Annotated in this window: 29 protein-coding genes and 1 pseudogene; 16 read left to right on the forward strand and 14 right to left on the reverse strand. The window is 59.8% G+C overall.

Annotated elements, in window-relative coordinates; translation table 11 throughout:
- Nucleotides 1–186 precede the first annotated feature (186 nt).
- Nucleotides 187–510, forward strand: a pseudogene (locus ABD112_RS02485) (transposase); the annotation flags it as partial.
- Here ABD112_RS02485 and ABD112_RS02490 read toward each other — a convergent pair.
- On the reverse strand, nt 507–797 hold the full coding sequence (locus tag ABD112_RS02490; protein WP_343922868.1) for a metal-sensitive transcriptional regulator: 291 nt from the start codon (nt 795–797) through the stop codon (nt 507–509). The pseudogene ABD112_RS02485 and the gene ABD112_RS02490 overlap by 4 nt on opposite strands.
- A gap of 476 nt (nt 798–1273) precedes the next feature.
- Here ABD112_RS02490 and ABD112_RS02495 point away from each other — a divergent pair, with 476 nt between their 5' ends.
- The 8 genes from ABD112_RS02495 (at nt 1274) to ABD112_RS02530 (ending at nt 9291) form a co-directional block, all read left to right on the forward strand.
- Nucleotides 1274–2683 (forward strand): MBL fold metallo-hydrolase, encoded by a 1410-nt coding sequence (locus ABD112_RS02495; protein WP_343922870.1) that lies wholly within the window; start codon nt 1274–1276, stop codon nt 2681–2683.
- Between the two features lie 9 nt (nt 2684–2692).
- Nucleotides 2693–3481 carry a sulfite exporter TauE/SafE family protein gene (locus ABD112_RS02500; RefSeq protein ID WP_343922871.1) on the forward strand — a complete coding sequence of 263 codons (789 nt, stop codon included), beginning with the start codon at nt 2693–2695 and terminating at the stop codon, nt 3479–3481.
- Nucleotides 3482–3642: 161 nt separating this feature from the next.
- Nucleotides 3643–4005, forward strand: a complete 363-nt coding sequence (locus ABD112_RS02505; protein ID WP_343922873.1) for a rhodanese-like domain-containing protein — start codon at nt 3643–3645, stop codon at nt 4003–4005.
- An 87-nt stretch (nt 4006–4092) separates the two neighbouring features.
- Nucleotides 4093–5031, forward strand: coding sequence for an alpha/beta fold hydrolase (locus ABD112_RS02510; RefSeq protein ID WP_343922875.1), 939 nt, complete (start codon nt 4093–4095; stop codon nt 5029–5031).
- Nucleotides 5032–5057: 26 nt separating this feature from the next.
- Nucleotides 5058–6449, forward strand: coding sequence for a sensor histidine kinase (locus tag ABD112_RS02515; RefSeq protein WP_343922876.1), 1392 nt, complete (start codon nt 5058–5060; stop codon nt 6447–6449).
- The gene (locus tag ABD112_RS02520) at nt 6446–7141 is read left to right on the forward strand and encodes a response regulator (RefSeq protein WP_343922878.1); all 696 of its coding nucleotides are present in this window, start codon (nt 6446–6448) and stop codon (nt 7139–7141) included. Before ABD112_RS02515 ends, ABD112_RS02520 begins: the two co-directional genes overlap by 4 nt.
- A gap of 162 nt (nt 7142–7303) precedes the next feature.
- Nucleotides 7304–8185, forward strand: coding sequence for an ABC transporter ATP-binding protein (locus ABD112_RS02525; RefSeq protein WP_343922880.1), 882 nt, complete (start codon nt 7304–7306; stop codon nt 8183–8185).
- Nucleotides 8185–9291: an ABC transporter permease gene (locus ABD112_RS02530; protein ID WP_343922882.1), complete on the forward strand. Its 1107-nt coding sequence runs from the start codon at nt 8185–8187 to the stop codon at nt 9289–9291. Before ABD112_RS02525 ends, ABD112_RS02530 begins: the two co-directional genes overlap by 1 nt.
- 63 nt (nt 9292–9354) lie before the next feature.
- Here the strand turns inward: ABD112_RS02530 and ABD112_RS02535 are convergent, their stop codons facing one another.
- Nucleotides 9355–10545, reverse strand: coding sequence for a RimK family alpha-L-glutamate ligase (locus ABD112_RS02535; protein ID WP_343922884.1), 1191 nt, complete (start codon nt 10543–10545; stop codon nt 9355–9357).
- 24 nt (nt 10546–10569) lie between these two features.
- Here ABD112_RS02535 and ABD112_RS02540 point away from each other — a divergent pair, with 24 nt between their 5' ends.
- Both ABD112_RS02540 and ABD112_RS02545 read left to right on the forward strand, forming a co-directional pair.
- Nucleotides 10570–11052, forward strand: a complete 483-nt coding sequence (locus ABD112_RS02540) for an ATP-dependent zinc protease family protein (RefSeq protein ID WP_343922886.1) — start codon at nt 10570–10572, stop codon at nt 11050–11052.
- 65 nt (nt 11053–11117) lie between these two features.
- Nucleotides 11118–12251: a baeRF11 domain-containing protein gene (locus tag ABD112_RS02545; RefSeq protein WP_343922888.1), complete on the forward strand. Its 1134-nt coding sequence runs from the start codon at nt 11118–11120 to the stop codon at nt 12249–12251.
- Nucleotides 12252–12287: 36 nt separating this feature from the next.
- Here ABD112_RS02545 and ABD112_RS02550 read toward each other — a convergent pair whose 3' ends face one another.
- From ABD112_RS02550 to ABD112_RS02570, 5 genes are all read right to left on the reverse strand, one after another.
- Complete coding sequence (locus ABD112_RS02550; RefSeq protein WP_343922890.1) at nt 12288–13454, reverse strand: ArgE/DapE family deacylase; 1167 nt, start codon at nt 13452–13454, stop codon at nt 12288–12290.
- Nucleotides 13455–13458: 4 nt separating this feature from the next.
- On the reverse strand, nt 13459–14589 hold the full coding sequence (locus ABD112_RS02555; RefSeq protein ID WP_343922892.1) for a diaminopropionate ammonia-lyase: 1131 nt from the start codon (nt 14587–14589) through the stop codon (nt 13459–13461).
- A 179-nt stretch (nt 14590–14768) separates the two neighbouring features.
- A complete protein-coding gene (locus tag ABD112_RS02560) occupies nt 14769–15296 on the reverse strand; it encodes a DUF427 domain-containing protein (RefSeq protein ID WP_343922894.1) in 528 nt (175 codons plus the stop codon).
- Nucleotides 15297–15378: 82 nt separating this feature from the next.
- Nucleotides 15379–16140 carry a phosphatase PAP2 family protein gene (locus ABD112_RS02565; RefSeq protein WP_343922896.1) on the reverse strand — a complete coding sequence of 254 codons (762 nt, stop codon included), beginning with the start codon at nt 16138–16140 and terminating at the stop codon, nt 15379–15381.
- Nucleotides 16141–16148: 8 nt separating this feature from the next.
- Nucleotides 16149–17093, reverse strand: coding sequence for a PPK2 family polyphosphate kinase (locus ABD112_RS02570; RefSeq protein WP_343922898.1), 945 nt, complete (start codon nt 17091–17093; stop codon nt 16149–16151).
- Here ABD112_RS02570 and ABD112_RS02575 point away from each other — a divergent pair.
- Nucleotides 17044–17853: a DUF1206 domain-containing protein gene (locus ABD112_RS02575; RefSeq protein WP_343922900.1), complete on the forward strand. Its 810-nt coding sequence runs from the start codon at nt 17044–17046 to the stop codon at nt 17851–17853. The genes ABD112_RS02570 and ABD112_RS02575 overlap by 50 nt on opposite strands.
- On the opposite strand, the gene ABD112_RS02580 is transcribed toward ABD112_RS02575, so the two are convergent.
- Nucleotides 17815–18546, reverse strand: a complete 732-nt coding sequence (locus ABD112_RS02580; protein WP_343922901.1) for a phosphatase PAP2 family protein — start codon at nt 18544–18546, stop codon at nt 17815–17817. The two genes, ABD112_RS02575 and ABD112_RS02580, sit on opposite strands and share 39 nt — an antisense overlap.
- Nucleotides 18547–18705: 159 nt before the next feature.
- Between ABD112_RS02580 and ABD112_RS02585 the strand changes: the two genes are divergently transcribed.
- Nucleotides 18706–19725 (forward strand): diacylglycerol/lipid kinase family protein, encoded by a 1020-nt coding sequence (locus ABD112_RS02585; RefSeq protein ID WP_343922903.1) that lies wholly within the window; start codon nt 18706–18708, stop codon nt 19723–19725.
- 35 nt (nt 19726–19760) lie between these two features.
- On the opposite strand, the gene ABD112_RS02590 is transcribed toward ABD112_RS02585, so the two are convergent.
- Together ABD112_RS02590 and ABD112_RS02595 are read right to left on the reverse strand one after the other, a co-directional pair.
- A complete protein-coding gene (locus ABD112_RS02590; protein ID WP_343922905.1) occupies nt 19761–20882 on the reverse strand; it encodes an FUSC family protein in 1122 nt (373 codons plus the stop codon).
- On the reverse strand, nt 20879–21559 hold the full coding sequence (locus ABD112_RS02595) for a response regulator transcription factor (RefSeq protein ID WP_343922906.1): 681 nt from the start codon (nt 21557–21559) through the stop codon (nt 20879–20881). The genes ABD112_RS02590 and ABD112_RS02595 overlap by 4 nt, the downstream gene beginning before the upstream one ends.
- A gap of 171 nt (nt 21560–21730) precedes the next feature.
- Here ABD112_RS02595 and ABD112_RS02600 point away from each other — a divergent pair, with 171 nt between their 5' ends.
- The 3 genes from ABD112_RS02600 (at nt 21731) to ABD112_RS02610 (ending at nt 22506) form a co-directional block, all read left to right on the forward strand.
- On the forward strand, nt 21731–21904 hold the full coding sequence (locus tag ABD112_RS02600) for a CsbD family protein (protein ID WP_343922908.1): 174 nt from the start codon (nt 21731–21733) through the stop codon (nt 21902–21904).
- Nucleotides 21905–21956: 52 nt separating this feature from the next.
- The gene (locus ABD112_RS02605) at nt 21957–22118 is read left to right on the forward strand and encodes a hypothetical protein (protein ID WP_343922910.1); all 162 of its coding nucleotides are present in this window, start codon (nt 21957–21959) and stop codon (nt 22116–22118) included.
- 109 nt (nt 22119–22227) lie between these two features.
- Nucleotides 22228–22506: a hypothetical protein gene (locus ABD112_RS02610; RefSeq protein ID WP_343922912.1), complete on the forward strand. Its 279-nt coding sequence runs from the start codon at nt 22228–22230 to the stop codon at nt 22504–22506.
- A 96-nt stretch (nt 22507–22602) separates the two neighbouring features.
- Here ABD112_RS02610 and ABD112_RS02615 read toward each other — a convergent pair whose 3' ends face one another.
- The 4 genes from ABD112_RS02615 to ABD112_RS02630 are packed head-to-tail and all read right to left on the reverse strand — an operon-like array spanning nt 22603 to nt 25411.
- Nucleotides 22603–23304 (reverse strand): polyamine aminopropyltransferase, encoded by a 702-nt coding sequence (locus tag ABD112_RS02615; RefSeq protein WP_343922914.1) that lies wholly within the window; start codon nt 23302–23304, stop codon nt 22603–22605.
- 40 nt (nt 23305–23344) lie between these two features.
- The gene (locus ABD112_RS02620; RefSeq protein ID WP_343922916.1) at nt 23345–24151 is read right to left on the reverse strand and encodes a DeoR/GlpR family DNA-binding transcription regulator; all 807 of its coding nucleotides are present in this window, start codon (nt 24149–24151) and stop codon (nt 23345–23347) included.
- A 29-nt stretch (nt 24152–24180) separates the two neighbouring features.
- Nucleotides 24181–24945 (reverse strand): triose-phosphate isomerase family protein, encoded by a 765-nt coding sequence (locus ABD112_RS02625; protein WP_343922918.1) that lies wholly within the window; start codon nt 24943–24945, stop codon nt 24181–24183.
- Nucleotides 24938–25411 (reverse strand): ribose-5-phosphate isomerase, encoded by a 474-nt coding sequence (locus tag ABD112_RS02630; RefSeq protein ID WP_343922920.1) that lies wholly within the window; start codon nt 25409–25411, stop codon nt 24938–24940. The genes ABD112_RS02625 and ABD112_RS02630 overlap by 8 nt, the downstream gene beginning before the upstream one ends.
- Between the last annotated feature and the right edge of the window lie 11 nt (nt 25412–25422).

Consider the following 25422-nt stretch of genomic DNA (forward strand, 5'->3'; position numbering starts at 1 on the left):
CGGTGACATCGGTGAGTTTCAACTCGCCAAGAAGGTTGAGCAGGGCAGACTGGTCTAGAGCCATCGTGTTGTGTCCTTTGCGTGAGATCTTTAGTCGGTTCTCACTGACCATCGCACGATGGCTCTTCACGTCAACGAAGCAACGCTCACGAGCCCGAAATCACACCACTCCCAGGGACGTCACCCACTCCCGACGGGATGCCCATCGTCTGGGGACTAGCTAACCCGAAGATCGGGGAACGCGAAGCCGCCGAAGCGATGCTCCGCCACGACAAACATCTCATTCGCCCAGGGCAGGTCATCATCGGCGACAAGGGATTCGCCGGGCACAGATTCGAGGAGTTCATCACCGATGAACTACAAGCCCACCTGATCCGCCCAGACCGCAAAGACGAGAAGAAACGCTTCGGACAACTCGGCGGCATCCGCCAATGNAAGCGGAGCACTCGATCAGTGCGCTTAATTTACCGGCGCCGGGGAGTATGCAGCGAAGTGTTGGTACACGCTTAGGCAAGCGAGAGAAAGAGTTTCTCGATCTCTTCGGGCTGGGGCGATCCTTCGGCGTCAGGGTCGACTAGGCACTCTTTCATCGCTCCGGAGATGACGAGGAAACCGGCCCGGTCTAGTGCTTTGGATACAGCGGAGAGCTGATAAATAACATCCGCACAGCCTGCACCGCTTTCTACGCTGGCGACGAGCGCCCCCAGTTGCCCTTGTGCGCGGCGCAACCGGTTCACAATCTTTTTTTGCGCTTCGGAGTCGTTGGCCGGCAACGATAGTGAAACCTCGGAGGCCATTGTTGTCTCTTTTCTGTGGCGGGAGTTGACAGTCTGGATACCCCGTGGGGTATAGTCTTAAGCATACCCCCTAGGGTATTTATTCGTATAGTCAGTCGAACGAAAGCAGAGCTATGTGCAGAGCAGTCACGTGCCGCGTATGCGGTAAAACAACGTGGGCCGGATGCGGCGATCACATCCAGACCATCAAACGCAGCGTGCCAGCATCCAACTGGTGCAACGGCAAACACACTCAGTCCGAGACTGACGCAGCCAAATCCGCTCAGGGCGGCTTCTTTGCTCGCCTTTTCGGTCGTTAGGACATCACATGTGTGCACAAGTCACTTGCCAAGACTGCGGTAAGCCCACTTGGGCTGGCTGCGGAGAACATATCGAGGATTCCCTCGTAAACGTCGCCGAGCGCGACCGTTGCCACTGCTAATTCGCAACCGTAGTTAGCCCCCTCCCCCGAACAGACTTCACCCAAAGGAGTAATAATGCTTCTCGAACGCATCTATGACACCGACCTCGCTCAGGCAAGCTATTTCATTGGCTGTCAGGCCAAGGGCGAAGCGATCGTTGTTGACCCGCGTCGCGATCTCGAGCTGTACCTCGACATTGCCGCCAAGAATGGGATGACCATCACGGCCGTCGCCGAGACACACATTCATGCAGACTATCTTTCGGGCACGCGCGAGCTTGCTGCTCGCACGGGCGCGACGATTCTTGTGTCCGACGAAGGTGGCCCAGACTGGACCTACGGAAGCGCTTTCGATGGTGCAGTGCGGATGAAGGACAATCACACCATCACCCTCGGCAACATCACACTGCAGGCTGTACACACTCCAGGGCACACTCCCGAACACCTCTCCTTTCTGATCACAGACGGCGCACAGGCAGACGCCCCCGGCTTCATGCTCAGCGGAGACTTCGTCTTCGTTGGAGATCTCGGGCGACCCGACCTTCTTGACGAAGCAGCAGGAGGAGTCGATACGCGCTTCGCTGGAGCGAAGGACATCTTTGCGAGTCTGCGTGATCGGTTCCTCACCCTTCCCGACTACGTGCAGGTACTTCCAGCTCACGGAGCGGGAAGCGCCTGCGGAAAAGCCCTCGGCGCCATCCCGACAACCACGGTCGGCTACGAACGTGCGTTTGCGTGGTGGAGCCACTACGTCGCGAACAACGACGAGCAGGGCTTTGTCAACGAACTGCTCGACGGCCAACCCGATGCGCATGCCTACTTCGGGCGGATGAAAATCCAGAACCGACAAGGCCCGCCGGTCATGGGCACGGTAACTGCACTGCACGAGTACACGACCGCGGAAGTTGCTTCGGCCCTCGACGCTGACAGCGCCATCCTCATCGACACGCGCAACAACGCCGAAGTTCACCGCGGCACAGTGCCGCGTTCGCTCAACGTGCCCGGCCCCGACAAGGCAGCCAGCTACGGCGCGTGGGTCTACAACCCTGACGCTGAGACGCGGTCCGTCATCCTGTTGGCAACAGATCTGGAGCACGCTGAAGAGTTGCGCGACCACCTCGTCCGAGTCGGCATAGACACGGTGACAGGCTTCGTCCCCACTCTTGATGGCCTTGACCTCGTTGTGCCCGAGTTGGTATCCCCGGCAGAGCTAGACGATCTCGACCGTGTTTTGCTCCTAGACGTTCGGAACAAGACTGAGTTTACCGAAGGCCACATTCCTAGTGCTGAGCAGTTGAGCGGCGGTCGCGTCATGTGGTCGCTCGATCAACTACCCCACGAGGGGACAATCGTGACGTACTGCCAGAGCGGAGTGCGCAACAGCGTCGCCGCAAGCGCGCTCCGTCGAGCCGGTTACGACGTTGTCGAACTCGACGGCTCGTACCTCGGTTGGCTCGCAATGCCCGGTGCAGTACCCGCGGCGTAACGCGCACTTATGGACCCGAACCTAATTATCGCGCTGTTCCTGGCAGTACTCGTGGGAGTGTCCCTCGGGATGCTCGGCGGTGGCGGCTCAATCCTGACGGTGCCGATCCTGACGTACGTCGTGGGGATGGATCCGCAACAAGCAATTTCAGCGTCCCTCTTTGTCGTCGGAGTCACGAGTGCGGTGAGCGTCTTCCATCATGCTCGAGTAGGTCGAGTGCGGTGGAGAGCTGGTCTAATCTTCGGCGTAGCAGGAATGGCAGGAGCGTTCGCTGGCGGAATCGCTGGCGGATTTATTCCTGGCACCATCCTGATGGTCCTTTTCGCAGCAATGATGGTCGCCACCGCTACAGCGATGATCCGCGGCCGAAAGAAAGTACCAGCGGGCTCAGTCCACGAACCCACGGCGCTCCCCGTCGTTCGAATTATCCGTGACGGCTTCTTGGTAGGAATCGCCGCGGGACTCGTCGGCGCAGGAGGCGGATTCCTGATCGTTCCTGCGCTGACACTTCTCGGTGGGTTGCCTGTTGCCGTTGCAGTGGGAACCTCTCTGCTCATCATCGCGATGCAATCGTCTGCAGGATTGGCCGCACACCTTTTCACTGTCGAGCTGCCCTGGCCAACCATTCTCGCCTTCACCGCCATCGCGGTCGCGGGTTCCTTCGTCGGCGCAGCGCTGGCTGGCCGTATTTCAGAAACTGCGCTGCGCCGCGGGTTCGGAATTTTCGTACTCGTCATTGGTGCTTTCGTACTTGTGCAAGAGGTTCCGCAGTTGATACCACTCCTGACTGGTGCGTGATCGGTAGTGATCGCTGGTCACCTACGCTCGCGCTGGGTGACCTGATTGTCAGAAAACAGCAAGCGAAGCGGGTCGGTGCCCTCGCCAAAACTCCACCACAGTACTGCCCCGGCGACACCTGCCGGGTTTCCGAATAACTTCACGTTCTACTAGGAGAAAAAATGTTCCGACGCTTTGCAGCCCTCGCAGGATCCCTCATCGTGCTGGCCTCGATCGCCGGATGCTCGGCTTCGGTCGAGCCCGTCGAGCTCAGCTCCGACACCATCATCATTGACGTTCGCACGCCAGGAGAGTTCACCGCCGGTCACCTTGACGGCGCAAACCTCCTCGACCTCAACAGCGGACAGTTTGCCAAGACGCTTCCCTCGCTCGACCCTGAAGCTGAGTACGCCGTCTACTGCAAATCGGGCAACCGATCGGGGCAGGCTGTCGCAATGATGAACGAGGCCGGCTTCACGAGCGTCATTGATCTTGGTTCGATTGACAACGCAGCCGCGGTCACGCAGATCGAGGTTGTGCAGTAGCGCAAGTCATCTTCTTCCCTCATAGCCGGAGCTCGCTCTCGCGAGAGCCATCGTTTCGCGCTGCGGCTACGAATCGCTATTGTGAACATGACATCGCGCTCAAGCACGCGCTACAGCGCAAGCAATCCGGTTGATCCTGCCACCCAGGGTTACTCCCGCGTTGTCGTTCCCACAGCCTTGGGCGATGTTGTTGTGCACGCCTCCCCTCGAACTGCCGAGCAATCCGAAACAGCAACTTTGCTCATCCACGGTGCGGCCGGCTCGTGGACCACCTGGCTGCCGCTTATCCGCGCCGCCCACAACACGGGAGAACCACTCCACAACGTCGTAGCGCTCGATTTACCTGGCTGGGGTGACAGCGGAAGCCTCCCCCAGGGCACAACTGTCGACGACATGGTGGATGTCGTGGCCCACGTCGCGAGAAAGCTCGGCTTCGTGAAGTGGCACGCCAGCGGCCATTCGCTTGGCGGACACCTTGCACTCACCCTTGCAGCGAGCTATCCAGAGCGTACGCTCAGCGTGACCGCCATCTCTGCAACCGGACCTGGCGCACTGGCTGTGCTTCGGCATCCAATTCGCAGCTTCAGAATTCTGCCATTGCTGGCCGGGATGCTCGGTGCCATGCGACTCCTCGCAGCGATCGGGCCTGCGGGCGAGGCGCTGATTCGAGTCCTTCACCAACTGCGCCTTCTTGGTCCGCTCAGCTCGCCCCTGTTCGCACAGTTGAACAAGCTCGATGTCTCAGTTATTGACTCACTTGCCTCAGAAATTCGACCTCACGCGTTCGTGCGTGCTGCTGAGGCCGCCGCTCGCTACGACGAAGGACAGTGGTCGAACATCCGCTGCCCCGTAACGCTCATTCGTGGCGAACGAGACGCCTTCGTCAGCCCCCACGATGATGCCTGGTTCACTGAAATATTGCCCCAGGTAGAACAGCATGCCTCCGCGCACGCCGGACATTTCGCCCACGTGGAAAGTGCGGGCCTTCACGCTCCCTCACTCGCAGAAACGCCCGTCGTGGCCTAGAGCTCCGCGCCGAGTACGCTACGTACATGGTTGATGCCACCGCCGATGTACTTTCCGAAGCCCATGCACAAGCCAACAGCAGCGAGAACGACGAGAGCAGTGTCGACGACACCACGAAACGCTCCGCAGCAGAACGAGCCGCCGCCGGTTTCACTCGCTGGGACGTCATTCTCGCGGTCGGACTGCTCGCCGGCACGCTGCTCAGCACAGTATTGACCCGCATATCGGGACTCTTCGATGAGCCTGCTGACCCGCTAGTCACGCTTCTGTGGGCCGCCGCGATCACTCTTCCGCTGATCTTTCGACGCCAGCATCCGCTCCTCGTGGCCATGATCATCTCCGTCGTCTTCGTGGTGGGTACGACAATCGACGTGCCCGAAGTGACCTTCAGCAACATCGCGTTGTTCATCGCGATTTATTCGCTGGGCGTGTGGGAGAAGAAGAGGCGCATCGCCACCATTGCGCGAATCGTCATCATCACGGCCATGTTTATCTGGCTTGCGATCTCCATATTTCGCACCACCACCGACCCTGATGCGCTGACCGGATTCTCCCGGGCTGGGGCCTTCTCTCCCCTGCTCGCGTACCTCCTCATCCAGTTCATGATGAACGTGCTGTATTTCGGCGCCGCTTACTACTTTGGCGAGCGGGCCTACACATCTCGACTCGAGCAAACGGCGTTGCGCGAGCGTTCCGTCGAACTCGTACGTGAACGCGAACTTCTCGCCGCCCAAGCCGTGACGATTGAACGGCTCCGGATTGCACGCGAACTGCATGACGTTGTAGCCCACCACGTCTCGATCATGGGCGTGCAGGCAGCGGCCGCGCGCACCGTGCTCGCCAGCGATCCGGATGCCGCAGCAGAGTCGCTGAAGGCGGTCGAAAACGGATCCCGGCATGCCATCGATGAAATGCACCGACTGCTTGGTGCACTTCGCGATGCGGACTCCCGAGAAACTGACAGCGCTGCGGCCTCGACGTTGGGCATTCACAGTCTTAAAGATCTCGTTGAGTCGAGTCAAGCTGCCGGTCTCCCGACTCGCTTTGAGGAGATTGGCGAGGCCCGACCGGTCAGCGCTTCGACCTCCGTCACGCTCTACCGCATAGCCCAAGAAGCCTTGACGAATGCACGCAAACACGCCGGGCCAACGGGGGCCGCCGACGTGCGGTTGCGTTGGGGTCACAAGAGTGTCGAAATTGAGGTCGGCAATTCGGGCCGCACCCCCAGCAAACGACCAACCACGGGGCTAGGCCTGATCGGGATGACAGAACGTGTGAACGCAGTAGGAGGAACGTTGGAGCTTCGACCTAGGTCTCGGGGCGGCTACCTCGTGCGCGCGGAGCTTCCCGTTCGAACGGAGCTGTTCGCGCAAGCAGAGTCGCCTGGGCAAGCAGAGACTGCGGACTCCCGCGCATGAGCAACGCCCCCATCCGCATCCTGCTCGCTGATGACCACGAACTGGTGCGCACCGGTTTTAGCATTATTTTGGGCGCCCAGTCTGACTTTGAGGTCGTTGGAGAAGCCCGCAACGGTCGCGAAGCGGTAGAGCGTGCCGCCGAACTTCGGCCTGATGTGATCTGCATGGACATCCAAATGCCTGAGGTCGACGGTATTGAAGCAACGCGGATGATCGTGGCTGAGCCAGACAGCACCGCAGCCATTCTTATCCTCACGACCTTCGACAACGAAGAACAACTCTTTGATGCGTTGGATGCCGGTGCGAGCGGCTTCCTCCTCAAAAATTCATCGCCGGATGAGCTCGCCGATGCGGTGCGAACCCTTGCCAGTGGCGACGCGCTATTGTCGCCCGCGGTGACCCGCCGAGTGCTCCAGCGGCTCGCGCGTGACAAGAACGAGCTCCCCCTTCAGACGGAGGCGACAGTTCCGACGGAGCTAACGCCCCGCGAGCACGAAGTGCTGGTACTCGTGTCCGAAGGGCTCTCCAACGCCGAAATTGCTGGTGCGCTCTTTCTGGGCGAAGCGACCGTAAAGACGCACGTGTCTAAGGTTCTGCAGAAGCTGAACTTGCGTGACCGCATCCAAGCCATCGTCTACGCCTATGAGCACGGCGTTGTAGTGCCAAAAGCCCGCACCGACCGCCCGGCCTAGATCTCAGCAACGCCCCAGCAGCGCAGCAGCTCAGCGCAGCACGCTAACGCCCCCATCCCCCGCGCGGTGGATGGCACAACCAACCCCGAGGCTGATCCCGAATGTCTTCGGAGTGCCTAGCGTTGTTCGTAGCTAGTTTTTCGACGAACAAAGGCGGTACTGGTGCTCCAACTCGACAACATCTCCAAGGCGTTCGGTGGGCGAATTGCTCTCGACGGCGTGAGCTTCGATGTGCGTGACGGTCGAATGACCGGATTCGTCGGAGGTAACGGAGCCGGCAAGACCACCACGATGCGCATTCTGCTCGGTGTCCTTGAGGGCGACGCCGGTGAGATCTTTCTCGATGGCGATCCTTTGGGAGCTCAGCAGCGTCGGCACTTTGGATACATGCCCGAGGAACGTGGCTTGTATCCCAAGATGAAGGTGCGGGAGCAACTCGTCTACCTCGCACGGTTGCACGGTCTTTCGAGTGCCGATGCTGGCCGAAGTGCAGACAGTTTGGTCGAAGAATTGGGGTTGGGTGAACGTCGAGACTCCACCCTCGAAAGCCTGTCGCTCGGCAACCAGCAGCGCGCACAAATCGCGGCGGCTCTGGTGCACGACCCGCAGATTCTCGTCCTCGATGAACCGTTCTCCGGTCTCGACCCTCTCGCTGTCGACACCGTCGTTGAGGTGCTCAAGCAGAGGGCGGCATCCGGAGCATCCGTGTTGTTCTCTTCTCATCAGCTCGAGATCGTTGAGCGACTCTGTGACGATCTCGTCATCATTGCCGAGGGCAGCATCCGCGTATCCGGAGAGCGTGAGGCGCTGAGAACCGCCCATTCGTCCCCGCGCTACACGATCACCGCTGGCAGCGACCTCGGTTGGCTTCGTGCTGAACCCGACATTACGGTGGTGGAGTTTGACGGCGGTCACGCCACCTTCGACACCACCGAGTCCGCAGCAGCGCAGCGGGTGTTGAGCCGCGCAGTTCTCGACGGAGACGTCACCACTTTCGCCCCTCAGCGCGCATCCCTTTCCCAGATTTTCCGAGAGGTCATCTAATGAAAACCACTACTGCTCGTCGCCACTCGCCGAGCTTCACACAATCTGTTGTGCTCGTAGCCGAACGCGAAATCACGGCGCGACTTCGCTCGAAGACCTTTCTTGTTACCACCGGGATCCTGCTCGTGCTTGTGCTTGGCGGCGTTATCGCAGGCGGCATCATATCGAACACCTCGTCTACCGTCCCTGTGGCCGTTGTCAGTTCGATGTCGTCTGAGTTGTCGAACGTCAATGGACTGGATCTCACCGTCGTTGACGACCGGGCCGAAGCGGAGGCCCTAGTGAGCGAGGGAACCGTGGATGCAGCAGTCGTGCCCTCTGCGGAGGGTTCTGCCAATCGTGTGACGATTATCGCTGAGAGCGAGGCACCATCCTCACTTGTACGAGCGCTGAGCGTAGCCCCCGAGGTTGAACTACTCAATCCAAGCCAGACGGATGAGACCCTTCGTTATCTGGCGGCGATCGGCTTTGGCCTCATTTTCTTCTTCTCTGGTATGACCTTTGGCCCGATGATTTCGCAAAGTGTTGTTGAGGAGAAGCAAACTCGCATCGTCGAGATTCTGATGTCAGCAGTGCCCGTGTCGGCTTTGATGGCAGGAAAAGTGATCGGCAATTCGTTGCTGGCATTCGCTCAAATCATAGCGATCGCGGTGCTCGCAATCGTGGGGCTGTCAGTGACCGGCCAGGCCGAACTTCTGTCTCTGCTTGGCGCCCCGCTGCTCTGGTTTGTCGGGTTCTTTATCATTGGCTTCGTGCTGCTTGCTGCGCTGTTCGCTGCCGTTGGTGCGATGGTTTCGCGTCAAGAAGATCTCGGTTCGGCGATGGCCCCGGTGACGATGCTCATCATGCTGCCGTACTTCGCCATCGTCTTCCTCAACGATAACCCCGTGGCCCTCACGGTGATGTCGTACATCCCGTTCTCTGCCCCCGTCGGTATGCCGATGCGACTATTCCTGGGCACCGCCGCCTGGTGGGAGCCGCTAGTCGCACTCGCGTTGCTCGTCGTCACCGCTGGGCTGGCTATCCTTCTGGGTGCGCGCATCTACAACAACTCGCTGCTCAAGATCGGCAGCCGGGTGAGCTGGGCTCAAGCTATTAAGGGCTAACCGTTCGTTGAGTCGAATAACGGCGTCGACACTGCATTCGCGGTGTCGACGCCGCTTCAACGTCTAGTCCTCAACGATGGGCTGCGGCGGCAGCTTGCGCACCTTCGCCCGCCGGCGACGTCGTGCGGGAATCATGTCGCGCATCTCTTCAAGCTTGCCGAAGCACAGCAAGCGGTCGTTGGCTTCGAGCACGGTGCGGCGGTTCGGGTTAGGCACAACGCTGGAGCCGCGGTGCAAGGTCAGCACCGTGATGTCTTTCTCCCCGAGGCCAGATTCGCCAAGCTGCTTGCCCACAAATTCCGCATCGCTGTGCACAACGATTTCGGCGACGCCATACCCGGTCGACACGCTGAGGCGCTGGCGAACATCGATCTCGGGGAACGCCACCTGGTTGGCAATGTAGTCAATGATCGCGCCCGCGACATCCAACCCCGTAGCCCGCTCGATACCTTCAAGCCCAGGCGACGAGTTGACCTCCATCACGAGCGGGCCGTCGTTGCCTTCAAGCATGTCGACACCGGCAACCCGCAAACCCATGATCTGAGCGGCGCGAACAGCGGCACGGTGATATTCGGGCGTGAGCTCAACCGCTTCAACGTTGCCACCACGGTGCACGTTCGACCGGAACTCATCCCCCACCGCCACGCGACGCATCGCCGCAACCACACGGTCGCCAACAACGAGGGCCCGGATGTCGCGGCCCTTGCTCTCAGAAATGAAGCTCTGAATGAGCACATTCTGTTTCGTCGAATGCAGCGTCTCGATGATCGCCTTGGCCACTTGCGTATCCGGCGCCAAAATAACGCCGATGCCCTGAGTTCCTTCGAGAAGCTTGATCACCACCGGCGCCCCGCCGACGCGCTCGATAGCCATCTCGACATCCGCCCGGTTGTGCACGAACGTCGTGGCGGGCATGGCGATGTCGTGACGAGAAAGAATTTGGGTTGCGCGCAACTTGTCACGAGAGTTCGTGATTCCGCTCGAGGTGTTCGGCGTGTAGACATCCATTTGTTCAAACTGGCGCACAACAGCCGTACCAAAGTAGGTGATGGAGTTGCCGATGCGGGGCAGGATGGCGTCATAATCTGAGAGCAATTTGCCGCGATACTGCAGGTCAGGTTCGTCGCCCGTGAGATCAATCGCGAAGCGCAGCGTGTTCAGAATTCTGACCTGATGCCCCCGTTCTTGGGCTGCTGCCTGAAGTCGCACAGTGGAATACGCCTGAGGGGCACGCGAGAGAATAGCAAGTTTCATCGGTCGTCCTGCCAAGATAGAGGGGTGATAGAACCTACCCATTCAAACACTATTGTGGGCTGGCGAGAATGGGTCGCGCTCCCCTGCATTGGCGTGCCGTGGATTAAGGCCAAGATCGACAGCGGCGCGCAAAGTTCTGCCCTGCACGCAGATCACATCGAAGAATTCGTTGGGGCTGACGGAAACGAGTGGGTTCGTTTTCAGGTCAAGCCCTGGCAGAACTCTGACGCGGATGCCGCCGTTGTTGAGTGTGCTGTTCACGACCGTCGTGCCGTTCGCAGTTCGTCAGGCCACAGCGAAGACCGCATTGTTGTGCTCATCGATGTAGAGCTGGGCGGCCACACTGTCGCCGCCGAAACGACTCTCACGAACCGTGACGAGATGGGATTCCGGATGCTCGTGGGCCGCGAAGCGCTCAGCCAAGGGTTCCTCGTTGACTCCGCCAAGTCGTTCCTCGGCGGGCGCGCGCCGCGAGACGTTCGCCGGCGCAATCAGGGGCGCGCGTAGGAGGAAACAGTAAAGCCTCACAATTGCCTGATAGCGCTCCCAGAACGGCTGAGTATCGTACGGCCATGAGCATCGACATCCCTGCTAGGGAAGATTTCGTAGAACTGTCCCAGCAACGCAGCGCTGGCAGTGTGAGTCTGTACTTGGGTTCTGGATCGGGCAACGCCAGTCCGCCGATCGGTCGCGACGCGGAGGCTGCTCGGCTCGCGCTTCGGTCTTCAGCCTCCGAGGCAATGGCGGAACTGGACGCAAACGGCATCGAGAAAGTCCAGCGCGATTCCATCAGTGAGTCGTTGGATGCGCTAGAAAACGACCATAGTTTTTGGGGGAACCCCGCACACACGATCGCCGTTTTTGTCTCCCCAGAGTTCACACGCGCATTTCGGTTGAGGAATGAATTGCCGTCGCTCACCGCAGTTGGTGACCGATTCGACCTTGGTCCGCTCTTGCGTGCGACCACGTTCGGTCACAGCGGTTATGTCTTGGCGGTTACAGAAGGGGATGTGCGTCTGCTCGCTCTAAGATCAGACGCGTCAAGCGAGCAATTGGAGCTTCCGACCCTCCCCGACGATGTCGAGGAAACGCTCGAAACAGCAGACAACGGAGGAAAGGCTGATATTCCTCGTGCAGACGGCGCGCTCGGCCCCAAAATCGAGCAACGCCGATACTGCTCAAAGGTGCAGGATGCCGTGCTCGACGTGATTGGCAAGTCCGGTCTTCCCCTAATTTTGGCGGCCGCTTCAGATTTGGAGCCTGCCTACCGCGAGATAAACACCTACGGTGACCTACTTGCGCAGGGCATCGATGCAAACCCCAGTTCATTCGCTTTGGATGAGCTCGAGAAGCGTGGTCGTGCAGTATTGGAGCAACACTCTTTTGGCGAACTTGCGTCGTGGCGGGAGAACTTCGGCACTATGCGCGCCAACGGACTGGCGAGCTCCCAACTGAGTGATATAGCCAAGGCTGCCACCGCTGGACTCGTCGACACGCTTTTGTTCGATCTCGCCTCCACCGAAGAGGGCAGCATCGATGAAAGTGGAGCGATTACAATCGCGGATGAACCCGGGCCTGCCACGTACGGGCTCGTTGACGAGATCGCAGTTCGTGTTCTGCGAACGGGCGGCACAGTAAAGGCCGTCCGCCGTGAGGACCTTCCTGACGATAAAGCGGTTGCCGCCACTTTCCGCGGAGTGCACTAGACGGTTGCCAGGACGGCTCTGACATTCGCTGAAGCCTCAGCGACCTGATCCGGGCCCGTCGGTGACGTTCATGATGACTTCTTCGAGCGTATTAGTGAGGGCGACGAGCGATCTTACCGTGACCCACTCTTCGGCCGCGTGAGCTCCGCCACCATCTACGCCGAACAGCACGGTGGGAATCCCGGCGTCAGAAAGTAGAGCGCAGTCCGTCCAGAACGGCTCCCCCCGCACGCTCGGTGTCGCGCCAAGATTGTTGGTAGCAGCGGCAATAAGCGAGGCTACGACGGGCTCGTTGCTCTCGACGCTGAACGGGTTGCGCTCCAGACCAGCGCTCACGCTGTACTTGAAATCGGCGTCGCCCGAAGCGATCATGTCGAGGATGCCCCGCAGTTCCGCCTCAACGGTGACCGAGTTCTCGCCGGGCAGTGTGCGGCGTTCTAGTGCGATTGTGCACGACGCCGGGTAGCTCGATTGTTCTTCACCTCCGGTGATAACGGAGGCGTGGATGTTGCCGGTGCCGAGCATCGGATGCGAGGTGCGTTGCGAGAGCTCAACATCGTGCTGGCCGAGGGCGGTGAGAAATGCACCCGCTTTCACAATTGCGTCGCTTCCAAGGTCGCGACGCGATCCGTGTGCCGCGCGCCCGTGGATGGTGACCTCGAACCACGCAAATCCACGGTGCGCTGTGACGACATCCAGGCCGCTGGGCTCCACGACGATGGCGCAGTCCGTCGTGTAGTGACGAAGTACTTCTTCGGTGCCAGCGCTGGCAAACTCTTCATCGGCGACAAGGGCGAGCACGAGATCGCCAGCGTGAGGCTGAGCGGTTGCGGCTTCTGCAGCAACCATGATGGCGGCGATGCCGGACTTCATGTCGTACGCGCCACGGCCGTACACGTTGCCATCCCGATGTTCGGGCAAAAGCCCGTCGGTCTCAAAGCTGCCCAGTGACACCGTGTCGAGGTGACCGTTGAGCATAATGCTGCGACCACCACCAGTTCCCCTGCTTATCGCGACTATCGAGGGCCGGCCCGGAGTTTTTTCGAGCCGATGGCAGTCAAAGCCTCGCTCAGACAGCCATGAGGTTACGTAGTCAGCGATCGCCGACTCTCCCGGCGCGCCCGGAACGAGATCAGGGTTCGATGAATCGATGCGGATGAGGTCCTCGAGCAGAGTGACCACGGGATGCTGGGTGGCGGGCATCCGGCTAGAAGCCTTTCGGGTTTGCGGCACGGCCTTCGGTGCTCAGCAGCACAACGACGGCGTCAGCGCTGATGCCGAGAGCTGCACGGCGCGCCGGGTCACTGAGTACGGCACGGGCCCCCGCGAGGGTCGAAGCACCGCACGGCCCAGAATCGACATCCTGGGTTGCTAGGTCGCGCACAGCCCCCAGCGCCTCGGAGTCAGTCACAGTGACGGATGCGTCGAGCCCGGCCTGCAGCACCGGCCAAGCAATTCCTGAGACTGAACCACAATTCAGCCCTGTCATCACAGTGTCTGCGGTCGGCACAGATGAGATCCGGCCGGCCAGCAGCGAGGTTGTTACGGAAGGTGCGGTGTCGGGTTCAACGGCGAGCACGGCGGGCTGATGTTCGGTGGAGCGGTAGTGCGCAACGACTGCTTGGGCGAACGACCCGACCCCGGCGGGAGCGATGACAAGGTCCAGATGCTCGACACCGGCGTCACGAAGTTGCTCATCTATTTCAGCAAACATGGTGTCATAGCCATCCACAATCCACTGGGGAATATCTTCATACCCGCTCCAGGACGTGTCTTGGATGAGCACAACGTTTTCGCCGGTCGCATTTTTGGCATGCCGTACGACGTCGTCGTAGGGCACGCTGAGTTCGACTAGCGTCGCGCCTTCCGCACGAATCGCGTCCATCGCCGCCTGAGATACCTCGGCGGGCACGTAAATCGTGGCCCCCAGCCCCAATAGCTTTGCGACGTGTGCCACGGCACGCCCATGATTTCCGTCTGTTGCCGCGGCCAGAGATAGCTTGCTGTCGACGCCGAGGCGAGACCGGAGCTCGTCGAGCGTGAGGGCAGCGTGCGGCGAGCCTAACCAGGCCGATAACGCGCGCGAGATGGCGTAGGATGCACCAAGAATCTTGAACGCCGGCAACCCCAAACGTTGCGACTCATCCTTGACGAATACCGCCCCGATCTTCAATGATGCGGCTGTCTCCGGTACAGATATGAGTGGAGTTGGGGTGTACCCCTCGAGAGAGTGATGAAACTCGCGAACTGTCGAGCCCACTGGCTCGGTGCGCCACGAGCGTGCGGCCGAGTTCGAGTACCAGCCTGCTGTGGCGTCGGGTGTATTCGTTGTCATCATCTGTCCCTACTTCGGCGCACGTGAAGTTCATTCGCCTGGCGCGAGCCCAGACGCTAACTTCATCGTCTCGTATCCTCACGACAAAGCAAAGACTCTGTTTGCGGGCAACTCCTCACCGGAACCGCCGAAGCCCCCGGTCACCGCTCACCGCTTCCCGCTCACCGCTCAACACTCTCGGCTCACCAGCCAGAGGTACCGGGCCCGCCCTTGAACGGCCCGACAATCTGCGACGTGATCCAGCCGCCGTAGAAGTCGCCTGCTTGGGTGCTCACGTGCTCGCCGCCGATTTCGCAGGAGTCCATTTGGCTCGGGTAGAGGGCGACGCGCGTGCCCAACGCTTCGAAGCCGCGGGTCGGCTCCGGGTAGGTCCACGCGGCACGAGCAGCCACGACTCCCCCGGCAACCACGTCAAAGTAGTGCGCTTCCCCCTTGAACTCACAAAAACTCGTACCGCCTACGGAAACAAGTACTCCGGTTGCGAACGCATCCATTGGCAGGTAGTAAACGGGCGGATGACTCGTCTCAAGCACTCGCACAGCGTCAGTGGTGTCAACGATCACTTCGCCACCGAGCTTCACGACAATACGTTCGGGCCGCTGCTCTACCCGCGGTGGCCGAGGGTAGTCCCATACTGATTCCTGCCCCGCTTGAGGCGTGATCGGCTTAGGGCGTCGAAGCGAACGAGGAAAACGGGGCGCGGGTGTCATGGTCCCATCCTTCTACCGCCCGCTGAGATGCCGCTGCGAACGCTAAAAAATGTTCTGTCATTCGGCGCTACGGAGCTGATGCTTACTCGGGCACACTCCTGTGCGCTCCGGGAATGACACGCGCTGTCCGGTACGTGTCAACGGCGATCACGGTGCCGACGATGACGAGAGAGAGCGCCATTGAGGCCAAGACGTCGGAAGCCCAGTGATAGCCAAGATAGAGACGACTCAGGGCGGTGCCGACCACGAACACCACAGCCACAACGTAGGAGACCGCAGCCCATCCTGCGTTGTTTCGGCGTGAGAACACCAGAAAGGTGAGGATGATAAAGAAATCAGCGACGCCGAGCACATGCCCGGACGGGAATGAGAACGTCCCATCGATGCCGTACAACATCAGGTCCTCTGGTGGGCGGCTTCGCCCAACAACGCGGGTGATGATCTGCACGATGATCACTCCGCTGAGAGTGCCAGCGGCTAGCAGGAATGGCCGCCATGCGTGCTTGGACCGCACACCCCAGGTCACGGTGACCGCCAACACGATGATCGGAAGCGCAATCGGGCCAAAGATCTCCGTGAAGATGATCATGAGTAGGGTCGCCGTTTCTGACTGGTTGCCCTCTAGCCATGTTTGAACAGCGGTGTCCATTGCGGTGAGAATTTCTGGTTGAAGTACCGACCACCAGAGCGTCAGCAGGCTGACAAGTCCGAGGAGGATCAGGCATCCTGCGACTACGTAAAGTCTCACCTTCGTCGCGGCCGGAACAATTCGGTCGTCGACGAAGAGCCGTGAGTAGAGCTTCGAGCGACGAGTGTCGTTCGAAGGTGATGCTGGGTTGCTCATACTCGTATTCATGCGCCGGCGACCCGCTTACGTTCTTTTTTCAGGTCGAATTCCGGTTGTGGCCAGCCCAATTCCAGCTCACGCAGTTTGGTGAGAACAATCTGCTGCACCGCCAGTCGGGCGTACCACTTGTGGTCGGCAGGAACGACATACCAGGGCGCTTCGCTCGTGGATGTTCGTTCCAGAGCAATTTGGTAGGCCTCCTGCAGCCCGCGCCACCGTTCGCGGTCATCGACGTCGCTCGGGTTGTACTTCCACAACTTCGAGTTGCGGTGGAGCCGCGCTACTAACCGCTTCTTTTGTTGTTTCTCGCTGATCTGAAGCATCACCTTGATGATCGTTGTTCCGTTATCCATAGCCTTCTGTTCGAAGGAGTTAATTCTGCCGTACCGTCCTTCGATCGTCGCCGGGTCTGCAAGATTTTGCACCCGGGCCGCGAGCACGTCTTCATAGTGGGATCGATCGAAGATGCTGACCATTCCTGGTTCCGGGAGGCGTTTGCGCACCCGCCACAGGAACCCGTGACGCTTCTCTTCGTCGGTGGGGGCTTTGAAACCGTGCACGACGACGCCGGAAGCGTTCATCCCTGCGAGGGCGTGCTTGACGATCCCTCCTTTGCCGGAGCTGTCCATTCCCTGCAACACGATCAGCATCGAGGCTTTTCCTCCGACCGTACTATCGGCGAAGAGCTTCCCCTGCAGTCTGCGGAGGGTGCGAGCTTGCTTCCGAAGCATCGCCTTGCCCTCTTTTTTCGAGATATCGGTTCCGGGAGTCGCGTTCGGATCGACGTCCGCTAGCTGGAAACCTGAGTCCACGCGGAGGAGCACGCTTGGATCTTTTGACCACAGTGATTTTGGCATAGGAGATAGTAACTCGTTGGGCGGCCCGCGTACACTATCCGTCATGAATGATGCCTCAGTGTCGGGCGCGGCCCGCAGCGCAAAGAACAGCACCCCTCTTCGCGGCTTGGCCCGGTTGGGCTTTGCCGTCAACGGTTTACTACATATCCTCATCGGAATGCTGGCTATCGGCATCGCGACGGATGGTGGAAGCACGGACGCCGATCAATCTGGCGCGTTCACACAATTGGCCTCCACTCCGGGCGGAGTATTCCTCCTGTGGACGGTAGTCATCGGCATGTTTGCCCTCGGTCTGTGGCTACTGATTTCGGGTTTCCTCATGAAGGGCGGGGACTCCAAACGCAAATGGGCGCGGCGCGGCGCCGAAGTCGCCAAGGGCCTCACCTACTTCGCATTGGGCGCAAGCGCGGTCCCGTTTGCGCTGGGCGGCTCGTCAGATTCGACGAGCAGTACCAGCAGTCTCAGCGGCAAGCTAATCTCGGCGCCCGGTGGGGTCTTCGTGTTGATTCTCGTGGGAATCATAGTTCTTGCCGTCGGTGCGTATTTCGTGCATAAGGGCGTGACTCAGAAGTTCACCAAAGACATTTCTCTCCCCTCCGAGCCGATGAGAAAATTCATACTTGGCCTCGGAGTTGCCGGCTACGTCGCGAAAGGAATCGCGATAGGAATTGTGGGCATCCTCGTCGTCGCGGCCGCTCTCACGCAAGACCCGAGCAAATCCACCGGGCTGGATGGGGCGTTGACAGAGTTGGTCGGCCTCCCCTTCGGTGCTGTCATTCTGTTCGTGGTCGCAGCCGGCCTTATTGGCTACGGCCTATATTGCTTCGTCAGGGCTTGGCGCGCTCGCCTCTGAACGTCGTCGACCTCGAGCTGTCGGCCTGCCCTCGATTCGGCGCTCTCCGTCAATTTTCGCGGCCAACGGTGCCGCTACGACGATGGCGATGCCGACAGCGAGCAGCACCGCACCGAATGTATCGCTCAGCCAGTGGGCTCCCAGATACGTGCGGCTGATCATCATCAGCACGGTATAAGCCGCTCCAGCAATCCATACCCACACCCGGGGAAATAGTATGGCGAGCACGAAAGCCATGACCGCCGCATTGGCGACGTGTCCCGACGGGAACGAACCGAAGTCCACGTTCACGATAATGGTGTCAGGCCGCGCACGCCCGAACAGGTGCTTGAGAAGCTGCACTGTGCCACCAGTGACCACAGTGGCAATCAAGAAGTAGAGGGCAGCCCACGGACGCTTGATCAGGAGCAATGCGATGATGATCGTGCCGGGCACGATAAAGCTGGCGACGACGCCTGCGCCCAGAAAGTTCAACACGAGCGCCACAGATTGCCAGACCGGCGTGCGATTCTCACCCAATATCGCCATCCACAGTGTGTCGATGGCGAGTGGCATCCCGTGATCGCGCACAACGATCAATGTTCCCAACCCGAAGACCAGGGCCAGCGCCACCAGTCCGCTTACCAAGGGCCACACTCGTCGGACGCGTTTCGCGCGCGGGGTGGCTGCAACTTCCGGATGCTTGTTCACCATGACGCAATGCTAGAACTTTTTGCAGATGAAGAGAAAACAATCAGAACCCTTGCGTGTTTCAAGAGCTATAGTCATTTCACCGTCGGCTCAGGTCGACGGTGCCCCTGGCAATCGCACTGCCATCCGATGCACAATGCCCAGAAAGTTTGAGGTGGACTGGTGACTGCACCGACCCGCGAGAACACGTCGTCGCCGCAGACCGCGGCCGTGATCTACAACCCGATTAAGGTTGATCTTGATGCGATCAGGTCCGCAGTAGCTGCGGCGGAAGAAGTCGCCGGCTGGAACCCAACGCAGTATTTTTCCACCACTGAAGACGACCCAGGACAGGGTGCTACGCGCGAAGCTTTGGATGCCGGGGCGAATATGATCATCGTCGCGGGTGGCGACGGAACAGTGCGGGCAGTCGCGGAAGTCGTGCATGACAGCGACGCAACGCTGGCTCTGATGCCTTCCGGAACAGGCAATCTTTTCGCGCGCAATCTGGACCTCGCGTTGGACGACATCGAAGATTCGGTGCGTACGGCCTTCACTGGGGTCGATCGGCCCGTCGACATTGGTCTCATCGAGATTCGCGACCAGAACGAAAAACTGACCAAGCACGCCTTCGTGGTGATGGCCGGGCTCGGACTTGACGCGAAAATGTTGGTCAACACCGATGAGGACCTCAAGAAGAAGATCGGGTGGCTGGCCTACGTCAGCGCCATCGCGAAGTCGCTCGCTGATAAGAGTGAGCTGCGCGTCAAATACCGACTCGACTCAGGGCGGGCGCACGCCGCTCGCGCCCACACCATCATCATCGGAAATTGCGGATTCCTTACGGCCAACGTTATTCTGCTTCCCGATGCGGCTCCGGATGACGGCTTCTTTGATGTCGCGGTCATGCGCCCGGAGGGGGTCCTCGGGTGGATGCAGATCATGGGGAAAGTCTTTTGGGAAAATGGTGTTCTTCGCCGCGTCAAGGGCGGCGAGGCGCTAACCACCAAGGATGTGCGCGCCTTGAACTACGTGAAATCGAAGCAAATGACCATGCGCCTACAGACCGCCGAGGAGATCGAACTCGACGGCGACAGCTTCGGAAAAGCCATCGCGCTCAAGGCCCGTATCAAACCGGCCGGACTGCGGATGCGTGTGCCCCAGCCCGAATCAGAGAAAGCCAAAAAATCTAGCGCGAGTTAGTCAGGCCGCTCGGGCTGCTCTGGGTGTTGGGGCAGTTAGGGCTGCTCGGACTGTTCGACCCGGGAGCTCAGCGCGGCCAGGATGCGGGCGATATCCATGGAGATAGCAGCCGAAGCACCCATCGCCGTCGCCGTCGCGGTATCTTTTCTCGCATCAAGCTCGGCAGTCAACGATGCGAGAGCGTCGGTAGCAGCGGCGAGGGGATCCTCTCGTTTTTCAGCTGAGCCCCATTCGCTGAGTACCGTAGACACCGCGGCCAGCGCCTGGCTCAACGTCGGTCGCAACTCGGGGCGCAGTTCAACTTTGATTGGGGTCCCCCACACTGCTCCGGTGAGCACGTCAGTGATGTCGCGCACGTGAAAAGTGACATTCTCGAGGGCGGCAAGGTCTTCATAGTCAGCGCGCAAATCGCGGCGATAGCGGCGTGCTCGCGGATTGGCTTTGCGGCTCTCATCGGCGAGCAGCACAGCTTCGCGAACCTCTCCAGAGACGCTCACGAGAGTGTCTTTCGCCGTGGCCCAACCGTCACGTTCGGGCGGCCAGCTATCGGCCAATGCCTCAGAAATTTCCGCCAGATGGTCAGAGAGCACCCGACGGAAATTCGCAAGTTGTTGATCCACAGCATTCTGGCTCAGCGCGGGAAAGATCAACACGTTGACCAGTAGTCCGACCACAATGCCGAGGCTGACTTGCTCAAGGTATCCAATCGAATACGAGTCGGCATCGGGGCCGCCAATGATGAGCACGAACAGCACGGTGACCGGGATGTATTCACGGTTCGCACCGAACCAGCCAGTGGCGGCGATGAGCGCCCCGGCGCCGACCGCGAGGGACATCGTGAGCACGCTCGGCGAACTGAAGATGATTACTGCTCCGGCGAGCACAATGGCGACGACAAGACTGCCGAGGGTTTGGAGGGCATTCTTCATCGAACCCATGAGCGTCGGGTACATGCTGACGATGGCGCCGAGCGGCGCATAGTACGGATAGTTGTCGGCCACCCCAGGGAGGTAGGGCGCTATAGTCCACGCAATGCCCACAGCGAGGGCTAGTTTGGCTGCCTGCAGAACGCGCGCCCGAGTAATTTCGGACTTTATCCGCCACGCAGTCTTCTTTACCGGTTCAAGCGGATTGCTCGTCAATGCTCGTTTTTTCATGCACGCGCCGCGACTTTTACGCCGCCGGGGGCAGGTTCGGGGTGTTCGATTCTAATGCGGTCCGGACGAAACCCGTGTTCGATGCCCCAGAGCACAGCGTTAGTCCTACTGTTTGCGCCGATGCTTCGATAGCAGGTGCGGATGTACGTCTTGATCGAGTTGATCGAGAGGTGCGTTCGCTCGGCAATCTCCGCATTGGAGAGCCCTTGAGTAATGAGCGCTAAGACTTCGGCTTCGCGCTCCGTGAGGCCCTCCTCGCGGCCGGGCCAGTCGCCCACGACAGCCATCGAGGTGCCCGAGCCTCCGGTGTGGATTCGCTCACCACCGGCGTGGATCGCCTCTAACGCGGCCACCAGCATGGAAGCCGATAACCCCTTAGAGATGTACCCGCCCGCTCCGTTCGCGAGCACCGCTTCGATGTGTGCCGGATCGAGGATCCAGGAGTAAACAACTACTACTACGACCAGTGGGTTCGCGGCAAGATCCCGCACCACAGCACGGTCGCCCTGAGTGGCAGCAAATGTGTCGTACAGGGCGACATCCACATATTCGCTGACTTGCTTATTCAGATCGAGCTCTACCACTCGCACCCTGTTTTGATACGAGCGCAACATACCAACTACACCGCGAGCAACGACTTCATAATCGTTGACCAACGCAACACGGACTGAATTCATGCCTCAACGATATTCCGTCAAACCGGTTCGTGGTGAAAGTTCACCCCTAGGGGTGAGGCAGACAGGAGCTGTCAAGAATATTCTCAGGCTGTGCGTATGGCCATCAGGCTTTGCGCATGTTTCTCCTAGCAACAGTTGTCATCCCTCCCCCACACAAGAAGGAGCTCAATCATGAGTGCATCAGACAAGATCGAGAACGCATCCGAAGACCTCAAGGGCAAGACCAAAGAGGCCACCGGAAAGGCCACCGACAACGAAGAACTCGAAGCCGAAGGCAAAACTGACCAAGCCAAGGCCGACCTGAAAAAGGCTGGCGAGAACGTCAAAGACGCGTTCAAGGAATAGCCCCTATGCAACTAGCTACAGCTCCACAACTTCTCTCGAAAGGCATATCTCTATGAACACTCTGTTAATCGTCGTTGCGGTCATCGCAGTCATCCTTCTGCTCACCGGCGGACTCGTGCAGTCCCTTAACTTCCTGCTCTGGGTTGGAGTTGTGCTGGCCATCCTCGCCGTCATCGCCTTCCTCGTGCGGAAGCTCACTGGCCGCCGCGCCTAACCTCTCGACAACGCTGTGTGGGGGCACCCCCGTTTCTCCCCCTGCCCCCACACATCCGTATCTCAAAACACCCCATCCCCGGCGACCCCGCCAGTAGAAAAGAGCTGAGATGACTATCGACCATAACGGTAGCAATGCGCGTGCCGTAGATTTTGGCGGCATCGAATTGCCACCAACCCAGCCGATCGACATGACGACGTTGCTCACCGGCGAGGTGCCGACTGCAGACGCTCATGGGATGCCTCATCCTGTGGCTGCCAGTTCCCACGCCAACCGCAATTCGGGTGACAACCCCATCGCCGAATGGCTCGGTGCCCTCTCGCCTCAGGCTGATAATCAGCTGCCCGATAGGCCGAACCGCCAATATCGCAATCCAACTCACGACTGATCCTCTCGATCAGCCTGACCGGGATGGACCCGCAGCGGGATGATGCATTCTCACGGCCACCGCTTCAGCTGCAGCGGCCGCCGCTCGCGTCGAACGCTACGCTCCCCGAGTCGCGACATACACCGTATTGGATGACACCCCACCGGTGAGTGCATTGTCGAAATCGACGGCGTGCGCGATCGGGTTCTCGAAGACCTGACCTAGGCGCTCCATGAATTCGTCGTCGGCCGGGTCATCCGACCAGAGCGCGAACACGCCGCCTTCGGCAAGATGAGCACGCACCCGCCCCAAACCGGCAACGGTATAGAGGTCGGCATGGCTGGGGTCGAGTTGGTGTCGCGGCGAGTGGTCGACATCCAGAAGGATCGCATCGAATTGCTGGGTGGGTTCGGCCCGCATCACGGCAAAGAAGTCGGCATGCGTGAGCGTAGTGCGGCTGTCTCCGGTCAGCTCAGCAGATACCGGAAGCAGGCCGCGCTGGTGCCAGTCGATCACGGCCGGAAGGGCGTCGATGACTTCGAGTGAGCCAACACGGGAATCGGCGAGAGCGGCAACGGCGGTGTAGCCGAGCCCTAGTCCCCCATTGACGACCCGAAGGTTGTCGCCGCTGACCGCAGCCAAGCCTAGGTCGGAGAGTGCGATTTCGGCGACGGTGAAGAGGCTCGACATGAGGTACTCGTCGCCGAGCTTCACCTCGTACACGTCAATGCCGAGCGTCGGTTCGCGTCGGCGCCGCAGGTTCAGCTCTCCCATCGGAGTCTCTTGAAAGTCGAGCTCTTCAAAGCGGGAGATAACCATGGGTTGAGCCTACGTGCAGTGGAGGCCGCGCCGGTTTTGTTCAGCGTCCAGCGGAAGGCCGTCGTGCGATCTGCACATTGACGCCATTCTCGCGGAGCCTGGTCACGTGGCGCTGGTCGATCCCCGCATCCACGATGACAACGTCGAAATCAGAGAGCGGAAGCATGGCATGCAAGGCTCGCTTCTCGAACTTTGTGGAGTCGGCGAGGAGCACCCTCACGCTGGCGGCCTCAAACATTGCGCGTTTGACGTCGACGGTTTCTAGGGTCTGATGAAAACAGATGTCATCGACGATGGCCGAGGTGGACATGACGAAAAGGTCCGCACGCAGCTCGGCAATCTCACGCACGGTCATCCGCCCCATGAAGGCGCTGCACCAGTTGTAGTATTCCCCGCCGAGACCGATCATCTCGATGCCGCGCGTGCCGCGAAGCTCGTTCATAATGGTGAGCGTGTTGGTGATGACTTTAAGTGGCGTTGTCGTGCTCAGGTGGGGAATGAGATGCATTGCAGAGGTCGAGTCATCGAGCATAATCGCCTGGTTCGGCTCGATGTACTCCATAGCTGCGAGTGCCATCGCTTCTTTCTCGGCATGCTGACGACCGACACGGTAGGCGTCACTTGATTCCACTAGAGCAGTGGATGTCGCGGTGGCTACACCTCTACTCTTGCGCAACAGTCCTTGGTCTTCGAGCTCGTCGAGGTCGCGGTGAATGGTCATCGCGCTGATGCCGAATTGCTCAGCAAGCTGCTCGATCCGCACTGACCCTTCTGCCATGACAACTTCGCTGATCGCGAGTTGCCGCGAATGTTGCCGGCCAGCTCGCGAGGGCAGATTGGAAGACATACTCGCCATCTAAAGCCTCCTGATTTTCACTACCGTAGCCCAGCGGCTTCGTCGATGATGCTCGCAAATGCTGCGGGATCGTGGGCGAACCTACCCAGGAAGAGCCCGTCGACTCTATTCCCGAGGGCGCTGAGCAGACCGGGCTTCGCGCTGCCACCATAGACTACCGCGGCATCGACAAGACCGATTTCGTCGATATGCTGCCGCAATTTTCGTATCACAGACACCACATGGGCCGACGGCGCTGGCTCGGCTTGGCCTATCGCCCACTCTGGTTCGTAGGCAACGACGAGGTCTCGCAGTCCCGTCGTATTCGCCATGGCGGAATCGAGCTGCGCGATACACAATTGGGCCGCGCTCTCGGCGTCAATCTGCTCAGCCTCGCCGACGCACAGCACCGGAGTTAGCCCGTTGCGAAGGGCAGCGGCAAACTTGAGACGGATCGTGAGGTCGTCTTCGTTAAAGATGCGCCGCCGCTCAACATGCCCGACCTCTACATAGGTGCAGCCCAGACGGGCGAGATCCGCTCCGCTCACTCCTCCGGTGTAGGCACCACGATCTTCCCAAAAAAGGTCCTGCGCTCCGACGGCGATGGGTGAGTCTGCAAGAACGTCAATGACGGCGCTGAGTGCGGGAAGCGAGGGAAGTACGAATAGACGCACGTGCCCTGAGATGACTAAGGGATGCACACGTGCCGTCTCCTTGAGCGCTTCGGCCCATTCGACGCTGGCGTCGACATCCAGATAGAGCTTGAGGCTTGCACCCAACGTCACGGGCGTTTGATGATCAGCCACAGGATCCGGTGCTCTCGTATCTTTCGATCTCCGCGACCTTCTCTGCGGAGGCGGATGATTCATCGAACTCGTAACTCAGCCACTCTCTGGCAAGTCGCCGTGCGAGCTCCACGCCGACGACGCGCTGACCAAACGTCAAGATTTGGGCGTTATTGCTGAGAACACTTCGTTCGACACTAAAGCTGTCGTGCGCGGTTACTGCGCGGATGCCGGGCACCTTGTTAGCGGCAATGGCGACACCGAGCCCAGTTCCGCAGACCAGGAGCGCTCGGTCGGCGCCGCCGTCACGAACGATCTCTGCGGCGGCGATGGCGATGGCGGGATACGCGGTGGAACCTGCGGCGTCAACACCGACATCGATGACCTCTGAAACTCGGGGGTCCTTCTCTAGGTCAGCTTTGAGCGCTTCTTTGTATTGGAATCCTGCTTCGTCTGAACCGACGACTACACGCCATGTGGGGGCCATAATGCTGCTCC

Origin of the sequence: Rhodoglobus aureus, from assembly GCF_039527955.1 — a bacterium.
Taxonomy (GTDB): domain Bacteria; phylum Actinomycetota; class Actinomycetes; order Actinomycetales; family Microbacteriaceae; genus Rhodoglobus; species Rhodoglobus aureus.